General features: G+C 69.7%; 16 protein-coding genes. All 16 read right to left on the bottom strand.

Features of this window, described 5'->3' with window-relative positions; translation table 11 throughout:
• Positions 1–15: 15 nt before the first annotated feature.
• Positions 16–1,605: a F0F1 ATP synthase subunit alpha gene (gene atpA, locus ABZ490_RS34720; RefSeq protein ID WP_358999313.1), complete on the bottom strand. Its 1,590-nt coding sequence runs from the start codon at positions 1,603–1,605 to the stop codon at positions 16–18.
• A 146-nt stretch (positions 1,606–1,751) separates the two neighbouring features.
• Positions 1,752–2,567 carry a F0F1 ATP synthase subunit delta gene (locus tag ABZ490_RS34715; protein WP_358999310.1) on the bottom strand — a complete coding sequence of 272 codons (816 nt, stop codon included), beginning with the start codon at positions 2,565–2,567 and terminating at the stop codon, positions 1,752–1,754.
• Positions 2,564–3,109, bottom strand: coding sequence for a F0F1 ATP synthase subunit B (locus ABZ490_RS34710; protein WP_358999307.1), 546 nt, complete (start codon positions 3,107–3,109; stop codon positions 2,564–2,566). The genes ABZ490_RS34715 and ABZ490_RS34710 overlap by 4 nt, the downstream gene beginning before the upstream one ends.
• A 36-nt stretch (positions 3,110–3,145) precedes the next feature.
• The gene (locus ABZ490_RS34705; RefSeq protein WP_030008695.1) at positions 3,146–3,394 is read right to left on the bottom strand and encodes an ATP synthase subunit C; all 249 of its coding nucleotides are present in this window, start codon (positions 3,392–3,394) and stop codon (positions 3,146–3,148) included.
• A 71-nt stretch (positions 3,395–3,465) separates the two neighbouring features.
• Positions 3,466–4,287 carry a F0F1 ATP synthase subunit A gene (gene atpB, locus ABZ490_RS34700; RefSeq protein ID WP_358999303.1) on the bottom strand — a complete coding sequence of 274 codons (822 nt, stop codon included), beginning with the start codon at positions 4,285–4,287 and terminating at the stop codon, positions 3,466–3,468.
• A 225-nt stretch (positions 4,288–4,512) separates the two neighbouring features.
• Positions 4,513–4,944, bottom strand: a complete 432-nt coding sequence (locus ABZ490_RS34695) for a hypothetical protein (protein WP_358999300.1) — start codon at positions 4,942–4,944, stop codon at positions 4,513–4,515.
• A 311-nt stretch (positions 4,945–5,255) separates the two neighbouring features.
• Positions 5,256–6,557, bottom strand: a complete 1,302-nt coding sequence (locus ABZ490_RS34690; RefSeq protein WP_358999297.1) for an MraY family glycosyltransferase — start codon at positions 6,555–6,557, stop codon at positions 5,256–5,258.
• 203 nt (positions 6,558–6,760) lie between these two features.
• Positions 6,761–8,011 carry a serine hydroxymethyltransferase gene (gene glyA / locus ABZ490_RS34685; protein ID WP_358999294.1) on the bottom strand — a complete coding sequence of 417 codons (1,251 nt, stop codon included), beginning with the start codon at positions 8,009–8,011 and terminating at the stop codon, positions 6,761–6,763.
• 389 nt (positions 8,012–8,400) lie between these two features.
• A complete protein-coding gene (locus tag ABZ490_RS34680; RefSeq protein ID WP_358999291.1) occupies positions 8,401–8,565 on the bottom strand; it encodes a hypothetical protein in 165 nt (54 codons plus the stop codon).
• 248 nt (positions 8,566–8,813) lie between these two features.
• Positions 8,814–9,494, bottom strand: coding sequence for a protein-tyrosine-phosphatase (locus ABZ490_RS34675; protein WP_358999288.1), 681 nt, complete (start codon positions 9,492–9,494; stop codon positions 8,814–8,816).
• Complete coding sequence (locus tag ABZ490_RS34670; RefSeq protein ID WP_055632548.1) at positions 9,491–10,138, bottom strand: L-threonylcarbamoyladenylate synthase; 648 nt, start codon at positions 10,136–10,138, stop codon at positions 9,491–9,493. The genes ABZ490_RS34675 and ABZ490_RS34670 overlap by 4 nt, the downstream gene beginning before the upstream one ends.
• A gap of 76 nt (positions 10,139–10,214) precedes the next feature.
• The gene (gene prmC, locus ABZ490_RS34665; protein ID WP_067247858.1) at positions 10,215–11,060 is read right to left on the bottom strand and encodes a peptide chain release factor N(5)-glutamine methyltransferase; all 846 of its coding nucleotides are present in this window, start codon (positions 11,058–11,060) and stop codon (positions 10,215–10,217) included.
• A gap of 36 nt (positions 11,061–11,096) precedes the next feature.
• Entirely contained in the window at positions 11,097–12,173 is a 1,077-nt protein-coding gene (prfA, locus tag ABZ490_RS34660) for a peptide chain release factor 1 (protein ID WP_358999283.1), read from the bottom strand.
• 108 nt (positions 12,174–12,281) lie between these two features.
• The gene (rpmE, locus tag ABZ490_RS34655) at positions 12,282–12,506 is read right to left on the bottom strand and encodes a 50S ribosomal protein L31 (protein WP_067247864.1); all 225 of its coding nucleotides are present in this window, start codon (positions 12,504–12,506) and stop codon (positions 12,282–12,284) included.
• A 176-nt stretch (positions 12,507–12,682) separates the two neighbouring features.
• Positions 12,683–13,813, bottom strand: coding sequence for an LCP family protein (locus ABZ490_RS34650; protein WP_358999279.1), 1,131 nt, complete (start codon positions 13,811–13,813; stop codon positions 12,683–12,685).
• A 168-nt stretch (positions 13,814–13,981) separates the two neighbouring features.
• Complete coding sequence (locus tag ABZ490_RS34645) at positions 13,982–15,790, bottom strand: trypsin-like serine protease (protein WP_358999276.1); 1,809 nt, start codon at positions 15,788–15,790, stop codon at positions 13,982–13,984.
• Positions 15,791–15,858 lie beyond the last annotated feature (68 nt).

Below are 15,858 nucleotides of genomic sequence, written 5' to 3'. Positions count from 1 at the left end.
GGTCCCTTCCTTACGTCACTTGGCCGCGGCCGGGGCGTCCTCGCCGAGAAGCTTGCCGTCCGAGGTCTCGAACTGCTTCTTGAAGTCGGCGATGGCGTCGGCAACAGCGGTGAGGGTGTCGTCCGACATCTTGCCGCCCTCCTTGATGGAGGTCATGAGGCCCTGCTCCGAGCGGTGCAGGTACTCCAGGAGCTCCTTCTCGAAGCGGCGGACGTCGGCGACCGGGACGTCGTCCATCTTGCCGGTGGTACCGGCCCACACGGAGACGACCTGGTCCTCGGTCGACATCGGCTGGTACTGAGCCTGCTTGAGCAGCTCGACCAGACGCTGACCACGCTCCAGCTGGGACTTCGACGCGGCGTCCAGGTCGGAACCGAAGGCGGCGAACGCCTCCAGCTCGCGGTACTGGGCGAGGTCGAGGCGGAGGCGGCCGGAGACCTGCTTCATCGCCTTGTGCTGCGCGGAACCACCGACTCGGGAGACGGAGATACCGACGTTCAGCGCGGGGCGCTGACCGGCGTTGAACAGGTCCGACTCCAGGAAGCACTGGCCGTCGGTGATGGAGATGACGTTGGTCGGGATGAACGCCGAGACGTCGTTGGCCTTGGTCTCGACGATCGGCAGACCGGTCATCGAGCCCTTGCCCAGCTCGTCGGAGAGCTTCGCGCAGCGCTCCAGCAGACGGGAGTGCAGGTAGAAGACGTCACCGGGGTAGGCCTCGCGGCCCGGCGGGCGGCGCAGCAGCAGCGACACGGCGCGGTAGGCGTCGGCCTGCTTCGACAGGTCGTCGAAGATGATCAGGACGTGCTTGCCCTCGTACATCCACTGCTGGCCGATGGCCGAGCCGGTGTACGGCGCCAGGTACTTGAAGCCGGCCGGGTCGGACGCCGGGGCGGCGACGATGGTCGTGTACTCCAGCGCGCCGGCCTCCTGGAGGGCGCCACGCACGGAGGCGATGGTCGAGCCCTTCTGGCCGATGGCGACGTAGACGCAGCGGACCTGCTTGTTCACGTCACCGGAGCGCCAGTTGTCGCGCTGGTTGATGATCGTGTCGACGGCCAGGGCGGTCTTGCCGGTCTGGCGGTCGCCGATGATCAGCTGGCGCTGGCCACGGCCGATCGGGGTCATCGCGTCGACGGCCTTGTAGCCGGTCTCCATCGGCTCGTGCACCGACTTACGGGCCATGACGCCGGGAGCCTGAAGCTCCAGGGCGCGGCGGCCGGACGTCTCGATCTCGCCGAGGCCGTCGATCGGGTTGCCGAGCGGGTCGACGACGCGGCCGAGGTAGCCCTCGCCCACCGCGACGGAGAGGACCTCGCCGGTACGGGTGACCGGCTGCCCCTCCTCGATGCCGCTGAACTCGCCGAGGACGACGGCACCGATCTCACGCTCTTCGAGGTTGAGCGCGAGGCCGAGGGTGCCGTCCTCGAACTTCAGCAGTTCGTTGGCCATGGCCGAGGGGAGACCCTCGACCTTCGCGATGCCGTCGCCGGCAAGGGTGACCGTACCGACCTCCTCGCGCGAGGCCGCGTCCGGCTTGTACGACTGGACGAAGTTCTCCAGCGCGTCCCGGATCTCCTCCGGCCGGATCGTGAGCTCCGCCATCTGGGTTCCCTGCTCTCCTTGTTGGGCCCGAAGTTTCACTTTGGGGGGATGCCTAAACTCCCGGACTCCCCCCTGAAAGAGGTGAATCCTCTGCACGGCCCAACCAGGGCCGCTTGCGTACGTACTGCTGCGTTGTTGCGGTGCTGCTAGCTCGCCATGCGGCGGGCGGCGTCCTCGATGCGGTCCGCGAGGGAGCCGTTGATCACCTCGTCACCGACCTGCACCCGGATCCCGCCGACGACGTCGGGGTCCACGTCGAGGTTGAGGTGCATCTGGCGCCCGTAGAGCTTCGCGAGGGCGGCGCCGAGGCGTCGCTTCTGCGGGTCGCTCAGCGGCACGGCCGACGTGACGACGGCCACGACACGATCGCGGCGCTCGGCGGCGAGCTTGGACAGGGACTCGAGTCCCGCTTCCAGGCTACGTCCCCGCGGAGCGGTCACAAGGCGCGTCACCAGTCGAACGGTGGCCGCGTCGGCACGGCTGCCGAGCAGGCTGCGCAGCAGCTCGCCCTTGGCCGAGGCGGTGGCCTTCCGGTCGGTCAGCGCGGCGCGCAGCTCGGTGTTGGAGGAGACGATCCGCCCGAAGCGGAACAGCTCGTCCTCGACGTCGTCGAGCGCGCCGGTCTTCTGCGCGGCGGTGAGGTCGGCGATGTTCGCCAGCTCCTCCAGGGCGTCCACCAGGTCGCGCGACTGCGACCAGCGGGACCGCACCAGGCCGGCCACCAGGTCGGCGGTGGTGCCGCTGACCTGGGAGCCGAGCAGGCGCTGGGCCAGCTCGGCCTTGGCCTCTGCGGCCTGCGCCGGGTCGGTGAGGACCCGACGCAGCGACACCTCGCGGTCGAGCAGCGCGGTGACGGCCGCCAGCTCGTCGGCGAGCCGCGCCGCGTCCACGGACGTGGAGTCCGTCAGCGCGTCGAGACGCTCACGTGCGGCTGCCAGGGCCTCGCGGCTCGCTCCGTTCATCGCGACGCCTCGGCCTTCTCCTCAAGCTCGTCGAGGAAGCGGTCGATGACGCGGCTCTGGCGGGCGTGGTCCTCGAGGGACTCGCCGACGAGCTTGCCGGCCAGTTCGGTGGCGAGCTTGCCGACGTCCTGACGCAGCGCGGACGCGGCGGCCTTGCGGTCGGCCTCGATCTGGGTGTGACCGGCGGCGATGATCTCCTCGCGCTGCCGCTGGCCTTCCGCGCGCATCTCCGCGATGAGCGTGGCGCCCTGCTCCTGAGCCTCCTGGCGCAGGCGCGCGGCCTCGTGGCGGGCCTCGGCGAGCTGAGCCTTGTACTGCTCGAGCACGCTCTGGGCCTCGGTCTGAGCGGCCTCGGCCTTCTCGATACCGCCCTCGATCTGCTCGCGACGCTCTTCCAGAACCTTGTTGATGTTCGGGAGGAGCTTCTTGGCGAGGAAGCCGAAGACGATGACGAAGGCGATCAGGCCGATCACGAGCTCCGGAATCGGCGGGATGAGCGGGTTTTCCGCTTCCTCAGCCGCCAGCTGAACCAGGGGGCTCATATCAGTGCCTTTCGTCGAAAGGGGCGGTCCGACGGATCAGGAGGTCGGGTAGACGAACGGCATGACCAGACCGATGAGGGCGAGCGCCTCACAGAAGGCGAAGCCGAGGATCTGGTTGGCGCGGATCAGACCGGCAGCCTCGGGCTGACGGGCGAGCGCCTGGGTGCCGTTACCGAAGATGATGCCGACGCCGACGCCCGGGCCGATCGCCGCGAGGCCGTAGCCGATCGAGCCGAGGTTGCCCTTGATCTCGACGCCGGCTGCAAGGGTCTGGAGAGCGGACATGCCGGTTCTTCCTTCTCTTTCAAGGACCGGTGGGGGTTGGCCACCGGATGTCTATGGGGGGTCGGGCTGGCTCAGTGGTGCTCGGCGAGCGCGCCCTGGATGAAGGTGCAGGTCAGCAGGACGAAGACGTACGCCTGCACGGCCTGGATGAACAGCTCGAAGGCCGTCATGACGATGACCATCACGAACGAGACGCCGGAGTAGGCGATGCCGATGCCGTTGAGCATGTACCAGCTGGCGATCGTGAAGAGCAGCAGCAGCGTGTGACCGGCGAACATGTTCGCGAAGAGTCGGACGGCATGGGTGAACGGCCGCACGATGAGGTTCGAGAGGAGTTCGAGGAACATGACCATCGGCAGGACCGCGCCGAGGGACTTGTCGTAACCGCTGAAGTTCTTCCAGGCGCCGACGAAGCCGTGGCGCTTGAAGGTCAGGGAGACCCACAGGATGTAGACGATGCCGGCGAGGGCCGCGGGGTACGAGATGATCGCGGTGACCGGGAACTGGGCGATCGGGATGATCGACCAGAGGTTCATCATCCAGACGAAGAAGAACAGCGAGACGACCAGCGGTACGTACTTCTCGCCCTCCTTCTTTCCGATCGTCTCGTAGACGACGCCGCGGCGGACGAAGTCGTAGCCGGCCTCGGCGACCATCTGGAGCTTGCCGGGGACGACCTTCGGGCGGGCGAAGGCGGCCCAGAAGAAGCCGACGATGATGATCGAGCCCAGCAGGGCCAGCAGCATCGTCTTGTTGAAGTACGAGTTGCCGTCCGCATCGCCGAAGAGCGGCTCGAACAGGAACGAGTGCAGGCCCGGAGCCGGGAAGCCACAACCGTCGAACAGGTGGCAGTCGGTCTCGAAAGCGAGCACCTGCGTCGGGTCAGCACTCACCGCGGGCTCCTTCGTCGTGGCGCATAGGTACGGCAACCTCGTTGTGTCGGCGCGGCGTACGGCCGCGTTTCGGCACGGGACTGGTGTTTCGGATGTGAGGGCGGCTGTGGGGCATCTCGCCTCGCGCTTGAGCAGGCGTCAGCTGGGATGCCCGCGCCCGCGATGCCGCAGTTGGCACCGGACGATAGCAGGAGATCTCAGACGTCTTTATCCCGGCCCTACCCCTCACGACGAGTGCCCCGATTTTTCGGGCTTGGCGCCCGAATCGGGTTCGACGTAAAGGATCTTGGCCTTCATGTGCGCACGGGTCTGCGCGGCGATCCAGGCGATCGTGGCGACGACGAGCGTGATGGCGAAGGCGCGGGGGTTGAACAGCGTCGTGTTCTTGAACGCAGCCATGAAGATGAACAGCAGCAGGATCTGCGCCGCGTAGAGCATCAGGCCCATCATCTGGAACAGCTGCGGAAGTGATTTGGCGGTGCGCTGCAGGACGTAGAGGCCGATTCCCATGAACGCGATCACGATGACCGTGCCGACGACGGCGCCGATGGCCCCCTTACCGCCCGCGACCACGCCGCTGACGACGGCTGCGATCGCGCCGGCGGCAGCTGTGGGCACGGCGGCCTGGGCCAGGATCCGGACGTCGTTGGACGGCATGGCGGCAACTCCGCTTTCAATGGGGGCAGGGTGTCGTCATGGACGAGCGTAGTCCCGGTTCGAGGGGCGAAAGACCTCACGCCTACCTCGCGCCAAGGGGCCGTCGCACTACGGTCCTTCGGCTGTGTTCGGGGTTCTCGTGAACCGTATCACAAACTATTTGATGAGGTCTTTACCTGGATGGTGTGCCCGCTGTCACACATGAGAGTGACAGTGCGCGTCTGTGCAAGAACAGCGCCGAGTTGTCTGATATTGGGGAGCTTTGCCCCCGCCCGCTTCCCCCACGACTTGGCAATGCTCTAGTCAGATTCTTACCTTGCCGACCGTGAACGGGAGCCCACCGCGGTCGCTCCGTTGACCCCGGAGACCCCGACCGCCACGGGCGTACGCGGCTGCGGCTCGGCCCCCTCGGCGGCGGCCAGCGCGGCCTCCGCGGCCAGTTCGGCGGACCGGCGGCGGCGGTAGCGCGGCGGCACGAAGGCCTCCGCCCAGCGCGGCGCACGCGGGGTGAAACGCGGCAGCAGGAGCAGCACCAGACCGAGCGCGCTGAGGAACACCACCCCGAGGACGATCCACATGGACGCCGCGTTGACGGAGTAGGCGAGCGCGCCGAACGCGATCAGCCCCGACCAGAAGTACATGATCAGCACCGCCCGGCTGTGCGAGTGGCCGATCTCCAGCAGCCGGTGGTGCAGATGCCCGCGGTCCGCGGCGAACGGCGACTGACCGCGCCAGGTGCGGCGCACGATCGCCAGGATCAGGTCGGCGGCCGGGATGGCGATGATCGTCAGCGGCATCAGCAGCGGGATGTAGACCGGCACCATCTGGTGCACGGTGGAGCGCTCGGAGCCGCCGAAGAGGTTGTCCGGGTCGACGTTGCCGGTGACGGAGATCGCGCCCGCCGCCAGCACCAGGCCGATCAGCATCGAGCCCGAGTCGCCCATGAAGATCCGCGCGGGGTGCATGTTGTGCGGCAGGAAGCCCAGGCACATGCCCATCAGGATGGCCGCGAACAGGGTCGCGGGGGCGGCGGCCTCGATGCCGTACGAGTACCAGATGCGGTACGTGTACATGAAGAACGCGGCGGCGGCGATGCACACCATGCCGGCCGCGAGACCGTCGAGGCCGTCCACGAAGTTCACGGCGTTGATGGTGATGACCACCAGCGCCACCGTCAGCAGGGTGCCCTGCCACTGGGTCAGCGCGACCGTGCCGACCGTCGGGATCGGCAGCCACAGGATCGTCAGACCCTGCATGACCATCACGCCCGCGGCGATCATCTGGCCGCCCAGCTTCAGCAGCGCGTCGATCTCGAACTTGTCGTCCAGGACGCCGATCAGCCAGATCAGCGCGGCCCCCGAGAGCAGGGCGCGCGGCTCGTTCGACTTCTCGAAGACCCCGTTGAGGTTGGTGAGGTGGTCCGCGACCAGCAGCCCCGCGCACAGCCCGAAGAACATGGCGATCCCGCCGAGCCGCGGAGTGGGTTCCCGGTGCACGTCACGGGCCCTGATCTCCGGCATCGCGCCTGCCACGATCGCGAACTTCCGTACCGGCCCGGTCAGCAGATACGTCACCGCGGCCGTGATGCAGAGCGTCAGCAGGTATTCACGCACAGGCTTCCCCACAGGTCTCGCTGGCCATCTCAGCCCCACACCCTAGCGATCGACGCACACACGGCGCATATGTGTGGGGACTGCCGGGTAGCGACGATGGTTGCACGTGTGGCTGTGTGCGTGGGTGCACGGGGGCGTTTTGTGACAGCGCGCGTACCCCGTTTCCCCGCCGGTACGCATGAAGTTGGCCGGTTCCGTGTCCCTCAGCCGGGATACGGCGGGAACGCCGCGGCCAGTTCCCGTACCTCATCGCGGGCCCGCTTGGCCTCGACCCGGCCGCGCAGCACGCCGCCGATCAGCGCCCCGACCCCGGCCATCTCCTCCTCCCGCATGCCCTGCGTGGTCACCGCGGCCGTACCGAGCCGCAGGCCGCGCACCTCGGCGTGGGGCAGCGCACAGCAGTCCAGGACGATCCCGGCGGCCGCGAGCAGTCCGCGCGCGGAACGCCCGTCGACGCCCAGGGGCGCCGGGTCGGCGGTGATGAGGTGGGTGTCGGTGCCGCCGGTCGTCACGGCCAGCCCCTCCTGCGCGAGCCGGGCCGCGAGCACCCGTGCGTTGGCGACGACCTGATGGGCGTACGTCGCGAACGCCTCCGTCGACGCCTCGCCGAACGCGACCGCCTTCGCGGCGATCGTGTGCATCTGCGCGCCGGCCTGGGTGAACGGGAAAACCGCCCGGTCGACCCGCTCCGCCAGTTCGCTCCCGCACAGCAGCATCCCGCCGCGCGGGCCCCGCAGCACCTTGTGCGTGGTGGCGCAGACGATGTCGGCGTACGGCACGGGAGAGGGCGCCGCTCCCCCGGCGACCAGGCCGATGGGGTGGGCGGCGTCGGCGATCAGATAGGCGCCCACCTCGTCGGCCACGGCCCGGAAGAAGGCGTGGTCGACATGGCGCGGGTAGGAGATCGACCCGCACACGATCGCCTTGGGCCGGTGGCTGCGGGCCAGCGTCCGCACCTGCTCGTGGTCGATCAGCCCGGTCTCCGCGTCCACCCCGTACGGGACGAAGTCGAACCAGCGCCCGGAGAAGTTCGAGGGCGAGCCGTGGGTGAGATGACCGCCGTAGGTCAGCCCCAGGGCGAGCACGGTGTCCCCGGGCCGCAGCAGGGCCGCGTAGGCGGCCAGCACGGCCGACGACCCGGAATGGGACTGCACATTGGCGTGCTCGGCCCCGAACAGCCGCTTCGCCCGCTCCACCGCGAGCCGCTCCGCGACGTCGACGATCTCGCAGCCCCCGTGGTGGCGGGCGCCCGGATAGCCCTCGGCGTACTTGTTGGCGAGCGGCGAGCCCAGCGCGGCCAGTACGGCCGGGGAGCAGAAGTTCTCGGCGGCGATCAGCTGGAGCGTCGACGCCTGCCGCGTCGCCTCACCGAGCAGGACCTCGGCCATCTCGGGATCGTGCCGCCGCAGCACATCGGCATCGGCGGCCGCAGCAGATACAGGGGTGACCGACATGACGGACTCCGGGACGTCGACGCTGCCGTACGACCAATGTAGGCCCGCCCCGCCCACGGCGACATCCAGCCCGGCACACCCGCCGGCACCGACACCACCGGAACCACCCCCGGACACACCCCCGGGCAACGGGACGCACGGCGAACTCCGCCCACCGGGCCACCCGCAGGCCCGCGCCGGGACGCCCGCCAGGGCTGTCACCACCGGAACCAATCCCCGACGGGCCTCCCGGTCAGCGGGACGCGCGGCGAACTCCCCCCACCGGGCCACCCGCAGGCCCGCGCCGGGACGCCCGCCAGGGCTGTCACCACCGGGACCAATCCCCGACGGGCCTCCCGGTCAGCGGGACGCGCGGCGGGCTCCGTCCAGCGGGCCGCCCTCGCCCCGCCTCAGGTCCACACCGGGACGCACGTCAGCACCGACACCACCAGGACCATCCCCAGACACACCCCCCGCACCACCCGGCCCCGGCGGGCCTCACCGGCGGCGGGACGCGTGGCGGGCTCCGTCCAGCGGGCCGCCCGGCCCCGTCTCAGACCCGCGCCGGGACGCACGTCAGGGCTGTCACCACCGGAGCCAATCCCCGACGCGCCCGGCGGACCTCCCGGGCTGCGGGACACTGCGGCGGGCCCCGCCCACCGGGCCGCCCTCGTCCCGCCTCAGGCTCGCGCCGGGACGCACGTCAGCACCGACACCAGCGGGACCATCCCCAGACACACCCCCCGCACCACCCGGCCCCGGCGGGCCTCACCGGCGGCGGGACGCGTGGCGGGCTCCGTTCAGCGGGTCGCCCGGCCCTGCCTCAGGCTCGCGCCGGGACGCCTGTCAGGGCTGTCACCACCGGGTCCAGGGCCTGGTGTATCTCGTCGCCGATGGAGCGGAAGAACGGCAGGGGCGCGCCGTAGGGGTCGTAGACCTCGTCCGCCTCCAGGGTCGGGGCCAGCAGCCAGCCGCGCAGGGCGGCGGCGGCGCGGACCAGGGCGCGGGCGCGGCGGACGACTCCCTCGTCCAGTGGGGGGAGGGTGGCCGGGTCGATCGCGTTCACCAGGCGGGTGAACTCCTTCAGCGTGAAGGTGCGCAGGCCCGCGGAGTGCCCCATGGAGATGACCTGGGCGCGGTGGTCGCGGGTCGCGGTCAGGACGAGGTCGGCCATGATGACGTGCTCGTCGAGCAGCTCCCGGCCGGTGAAGCCGGAGGGGTCCGCGCCGAAGTCGGCCAGCACGGTCTCCGCGTTGGCCTCCATCGGCGCGCCCTCGTGGCCCCAGGTGCCCGCGCTCTCCACGATCATCCCGCCGCCCAGCACCCCGAGCCGCTGCGACAGGAAATGCCGGGTCAGCCGCTCGGTGATGGGTGAGCGGCAGACATTGCCGGTGCTGACGTGGAGGATGCGGAAGGTGTCGCGCGGAAGTCCGACGAAGGTCGTCGTGATCTCCGCGGCGCGTTCCCCGTTGCCTATGCCACGCCCCGCGTCAGGGGCTGTCAATTCGCCACCTCGAGGTCGGGTACGACCTTCCTCAGCTCGTCGGCCGTGATCGCCCCCTCGCGCAGCAGCAGCGGGATCTCGCGGCTGACGTCGACGATCGAGGACGGGACGTTCCCGGGGGTCGGCCCGCCGTCGAGGTAGACGGAGACGGAGTCGCCGAGCATCTCCTGGGCGTAGTCGCAGTTCTCCGGCGCCGGGTGTCCGGTGAGGTTGGCGGAGGAGACCGCCATGGGGCCGACCTCGGTCAGCAGCTCGATGGCGACCGGGTGCAGCGGCATCCGCACGGCGACCGTGCCGCGGGTGTCGCCCAGGTCCCACTGCAGCGACGGCTGGTGCTTGGCGACGAGCGTCAGCGCGCCCGGCCAGAACGCGTCGACCAGTTCCCAGGCCAGCTCGGAGAAGTCCGTGACCAGGCCGTGCAGGGTGTTCGGGGAGCCGATGAGGACGGGCGTGGGCATGTTGCGTCCCCGGCCCTTGGCCTCGAGCAGATCGCCCACGGCCTCCTTGGAGAACGCGTCGGCGCCGATGCCGTACACCGTGTCGGTCGGAAGGACCACGAGCTCGCCCCGGCGGACGGCGGACGCGGCCTCGCGCAGACCGGTCACGCGGTCGGTCGCGTCGTTGGTGTCGTATCGCCGAGCCATGTCTAGCGGGCCTCCTCGTGCACGTACTGCTGGACAGAAGTCAGATGGGTGTTCACGTGAGCGGTGTTCGCGGGGTTCACGGCATCGCCCGGCGGGCGGTCGCGAAGCGGGGGCGGTTGTTGAGGTCCGGGTGGTCGGCCGCGTCGGCCCAGCCCCGCTCCTCGGTGAAGATCCACGGCACCTGGCCGCCCTGGGTGTCGGCGTGCTCGATGACGACGACACCGCCCGGGCGGAGCAGGCGGTGCGCGGTGCGTTCCAGGCCCCGGATCAGGTCGAGGCCGTCCTCGCCGGAGAACAGCGCCATGTCCGGGTCGTAGTCCCGCGCCTCGGGAGCGACGTACTCCCATTCGGTCAGCGGGATGTACGGCGGGTTGGAGACGACCAGGTCGACCTGCCCGTCGAGGTCGCGGAAGGCGTCCAGGGCGTTGCCCTGGCGCAGGTCGACGCGGGAGCCCTCCATGTTCTTGCGGGTCCACACCAGGGCGTCCTCGGACAGCTCCACGGCGTGCACGCTGGAGCGCGGCACCTCCTGGGCGAGGGCGAGCGCGATGGCGCCGGAGCCGGTGCACAGGTCGACGATGCACGGCTCCACGACGTCCATGGCCCGTACGGCGTCTATGGCCCACCCGACGACCGACTCGGTCTCGGGACGCGGCACGAAGACGCCGGGGCCGACCTGGAGCTCCAGATAGCGGAAGTAGGCCCGCCCGGTGATGTGCTGGAGCGGCTCGCGCTGCTCGCGCCGGGCGATGACCTCCCAGTAGCGGGCGTCGAAGTCGGAGTCCTTCACGGAGTGCAGCCCACCGCGCTTCACGCCGTGCACGAACGCGGCGAGCTCCTCCGCGTCGTTGCGCGGCGAGGGCACGCCGGCGTCGGCCAGCCGCTGGGTGGCCTGGGCCACCTCCGAGAGCAGCAGGTTCACGCAAGTCCTCCGTGGTGGTACTCGTACGTGCCGTTGTTACGCGGCGGCGAGTTTGGCGGCCGAGTCCGCGTCGACGCAGGCCTGGATCACCGCGTCGAGGTCGCCGTCCAGGACCTGGTCCAGGTTGTACGACTTGAAGCCGACGCGGTGGTCCGAGATGCGGTTCTCCGGGAAGTTGTACGTGCGGATCTTCTCGGAGCGGTCGACGGTGCGGACCTGGCTGCGGCGGGCGTCGGCGGCCTCCCGCTCCGCCTCCTCCTGCGCCGCGGCGAGGAGCCTGGAGCGCAGGATACGCATCGCCTGCTCCTTGTTCTGCAACTGGCTCTTCTCGTTCTGGCAGGAGGCGACGACTCCGGTGGGAATGTGCGTGATGCGCACCGCGGAGTCGGTGGTGTTGACGGACTGGCCACCCGGGCCGGACGACCGGTACACGTCGATGCGGAGATCGTTCGGGTTGATCTCGACGTCGACCTCCTCCGCCTCGGGGGTCACCAGGACACCGGCCGCCGAGGTGTGGATCCGGCCCTGCGACTCGGTCGCCGGCACGCGCTGCACCCGGTGCACGCCGCCCTCGTACTTCAGCCGCGCCCAGACGCCCTGCCCGGGCTCCGTCGCGCCCTGGCCGCCCTTGGTCTTCACCGCGACCTGGACGTCCTTGTAGCCGCCCAGCTCGGACTCGGTGGCGTCGATGATCTCGGTCTTCCAGCCGACACGCTCGGCGTACCGCAGGTACATGCGCAGCAGGTCGCCCGCGAACAGCGCGGACTCGTCGCCGCCGGCGCCGGCCTTGATCTCCAGGATGACGTCCTTGTCGTCGGACGGGTCCCGGGGCACGAGCAGCAGCCGCAGCTTCTCGGTCAGTTCCTCGCGCTGCTTGTCCAGCACCTTGGCCTCGGCGGCGAAGTCGGGGTCGGCGGCGGCGAACTCGCGCGCGGTCTCGATGTCGTCGCCGGTCTGCTTCCAGGAGCGGTACGTGGCGACGATCGGGGTGAGCTCGGCGTAGCGCTTGTTCAGCTTGCGCGCGTTGGCCTGGTCGGCGAAGACCGACGGGTCGGCGAGCTTCTTCTCCAGGTCGGCGTGCTCACCGACCAACTCCTCGACTGCCTCGAACATGATGGGCTCCTGAAATGCTGTGGCGTGGATGAAGGCGAACGACCAAAAACGCCGGTCCCGGCGCACCCCGGGCTGGGGCACGGCCGTGGACCGGCGAAAAAGGGCTCGCTACTTCTTGGAGCCGGCGGCAGCCTTGCCGAAGCGGGCCTCGAAGCGGGCCACACGGCCACCGGTGTCGAGGATCTTCTGCTTGCCCGTGTAGAACGGGTGGCACTCGGAGCAGACGTCGGCGCGGATGGCACCGCTGCCGATCGTGCTGCGGGTGGTGAACGAGGCGCCACAGGTGCAGCTGACCTGCGTCTCGACGTACTCGGGGTGGATCTCGCGCTTCAAGGTGTCTCCTAGTTTCGGGAGGGCGCCGGGTCGCTGCCGCTGGATACGGAAACGTGAACCGGAGCCGACGTACCAGTCTGCCAGGACTGGCGCCATCCCCCAAAACCGGGGGGTGAGCTTGTCTATTCCCTGCGGGCCGTCTGTGCGCGAACGGCCACGACGCACCCGCACCCGGCCTACGACGTCACGACCCCCGCCGCCTCCCCGGTGGCGTTGCCCTTCGTCGCCGCCGCCGGGATCGGCTCGTCGTTCTTCAGGGCCGTCCAGACCTGCTGGGCCTTGTTCTGCAGGACGACGACGCGGTTGGGGTCGGCGGGGTCGTAGCGGACCGGCATGGTCACCATGTGCATCTTCGACGCGCTGATCCCCTTGAGGCCGTTGACGAAGGACATCAGCGCGTTGACCGTGCCGAGGTCGGAGTCGGTGGTGACGGCCTTCGTCGCGGTGTCCGCGAGGTCGTACAGCCTCTTCGGGCTGGTGAACAGGCCGACGTGCTTGACCTGGGTGACCAGCGCCTTGATGAACGCCTGCTGGAGCTGGATGCGCCCGAGGTCGGAGCCGTCGCCGACGCCGTGCCGGGTGCGGACCAGACCGAGGGCCTGCTTGCCGGTGAGCGTGTGGGTGCCGGCCTTGAGCTCGAGGTGGCTCTCGGTGTCGTCGATCGCCTTGGTGGTGGTGACCTGGACCCCGCCCAGCTCGTCGATCAGCTTCTCGAAGCCGGAGAAGTCGACCTCGAGGTAGTGGTCCATCCGCAGACCGCTGATCGACTCGACGGTCTTCACGGCGCAGGCGGCGCCGCCCGTGGTGTACGCCGAGTTGAACATCACGCCGTTCGCCGCGTCGTGCCGGACGCCCTGGGTGTCGGTGCACGCCGGCCGGTCGATGAGGGTGTCGCGCGGGAGGGAGACGACACTGGCCCGCTTGTGGCCCTCGTACACATGGATGATCATCGCGGTGTCGGAGCGGGCGCTGCCGTCGTCGGTGCCGCCGCCGAGCTTGCGGTTGGAACCGGAGCGGGTGTCCGAACCGAGGACCAGGATGTTCTCCGAGCCGTTGTCGGCCTTCGTGGGCCGGTCGGTGCCGAGGGCCTGGTCGATGTCGACGCTCTTGATGTTGCCGTTGAGCTTGAAGTACAGATAGCCCGCGCCGGTGCCGCCCAGGGCGACGATGCCGGCGGCCGTCCACGCCGTGATCAGCAGCCCCTTGCGCCGGCTCCGCTGTCTGCGGTGCCTCGGGCCGCTGTCGTTCTCACCCGTCGGGCCGGTCTCACCCGGTATGCCGGGCTCCGGCGTGTGCTCGGCGGACATGTGCTCCTCTGTTCTCGTGCATCCTCACCATGGTCGCCCCGCCTGGTCGGACGGGGAAACTCGGGACAGGGTTGCACAACGCTCTGTGCCCGATCAGTGGCTGAACGGACACAGAGCGTGTGGAGCGGAGCGGGGTGCGCCCCCGCCCACCTGCGCTTTCGGCGGAACTCAGCCGAACAGGTCGTACTGCTTGAAACCGGTACCGAGTGACACCCTTGTGGCAAAGATCTCGCTCGTGGCCTTTCCGGTGCCCTTGTAGAGATAGAGCGTGCCGCCCGGCGTACGGGCCAGGAAGTCGGCCTTGCCGTCGCCGTTGACGTCGCCGACCGCGTCGAAGGCGTTGTACGTCGTGTTGCTCCAGGTGCGGACCTTGACGCGGGCCGAGAAGGCGCCCGTGCCGGCCTTGCCGGTGCCCTTGTAGAGGTAGAGCGCGCCGGTGCTCTTGTTGCGGGCGAGCAGGTCGGCCCGGCCGTCGTTGCTGAGGTCTCCGTGACCGCGTACGACGTTGTACTGGTTCCAGCCGGTGCTCACCTTGACCCGCGAGGCGAACGTGCCGTTGCCCTTGCCCGGGTAGATCCACAGGACGCCGGCGGAGTCGACGGAGAGCACGTCCGGAAGGGCGTCGCCGGTGACGTCCCCCGGGGCGACGATCGCGAGCCGGGTCTTCCAGTTGTCACCGATCAGCTTGGTCGCCCAGCTGTTGGTGGCGCGCACGTAGTGCTTCCAGAAGACGTCGCCGTCGGACGCGCGGCGCACGATCAGGTCCTGGTAGCCGTCCCGGTCGAGGTCCGCCTGCACGATGAGGTTCTTGCCGCTGAAGGAGCCCCAGGACTGCCGGGAGGCCAGCGAGGTGCCCTTGGAGTCCAGCTCGTAGCCGGTCTTCGTGGAGGAGTTGCGTACGAAGAGGTCTGCCTTGTGGTCACCGCTGAGGTTGGTGTCGTCGACGCGCGGGGAGGCGGCGGAGACGTACGTGGTGAGCTTGGTGAAGACGCTGTACGCGCCCGCCGCCACGCAGTTCTTCACGCCCCAGGAGACGACGCCCACGACCTTGCCGCCGACGACGAGCGGGCCGCCGGAGTCACCGTTGCAGGCGGAGGTGGTGCCGTCGTCCGACCCGGTGGCGGGATCGCCCGCGCACACCATGTGCTTCGCGATGAACTCGCTGCCGTACTTGGCGGAGCAGGTGGCGTCGGACTGGATCGGCAGCGTGGCCGTCTTCAGGGTGTCGGAGATGTCCTGGCTGGTCGAACTGGTCCGGCCCCAGCCGAAGACCTGCGCCTCGGTACCCGCCTTGTACGACGCGGTGTCGCCGGCCGTCGTCATCGGGATCGGCTTCGCCGTGACCGCGTTCGGCAGGGTCAGGACGGCGAGGTCGTTGTCGACGGTGTAGTCGTCGTACGAGGGGTGGTTCCACTGCCGCCAGACCCCGCTGAGGGTGCCGCCGTGCAGGTCGAGGCCACCACCGGCCGTCTCGGACAGCAGCTGCGCGGTGCCCGTGACGACGGTGCCGTGCGCCTTCCAGTTGTAGCCGGCGACACAGTGCGCGGCGGTGAGGATCTTCGTCGGGGCGATGACCGCGCCCCCGCAGAAGAAGCCGATGTCGTCGCTGGTCGTGGTGGTGCCGCGGTCGTCGCCGTACCAGAGCTGCGCCATGTACGGCGCGGTGGTGATGGTCGTCGTCGAACCGCCGATGATCTTCGGGTCGACGGAGGTGGAGCTGCTGTTCGTGCCGGCGCCGAGGGACGCCTTGGACGTCTCCCCCGCGGTGTCGTCGCCGGCGAGCGCGGTCGACAGGCGTGCCTCGAGCTCGGACGTGGAGGGCGTGCTGTGCACGGGCGTCGGCGCCGCGGTGGCCGCCCCCGCCGACGTCGTCACGAACACACCGGCGACGGCGGCGGCCAGACCGGCCGCGGCGACGGGCAGCGCGATGCGTATCCGTCGTCTGTGCCGTCGGCTCCCGGACGTGGGTGTACCCACTCGAGTCCCCCCTAGGGATCAGAAGTCTGAGCTCCGGTCCCGGCTCGAACGGCCGACCGAAGGGCGCG

The organism is Streptomyces sp. NPDC005811, from assembly GCF_040630405.1.
Classification (GTDB): domain Bacteria; phylum Actinomycetota; class Actinomycetes; order Streptomycetales; family Streptomycetaceae; genus Streptomyces.
Note: the sequence above shows the minus strand (reverse complement) of the source record. Positions and strands in the feature narration are given on the sequence as shown.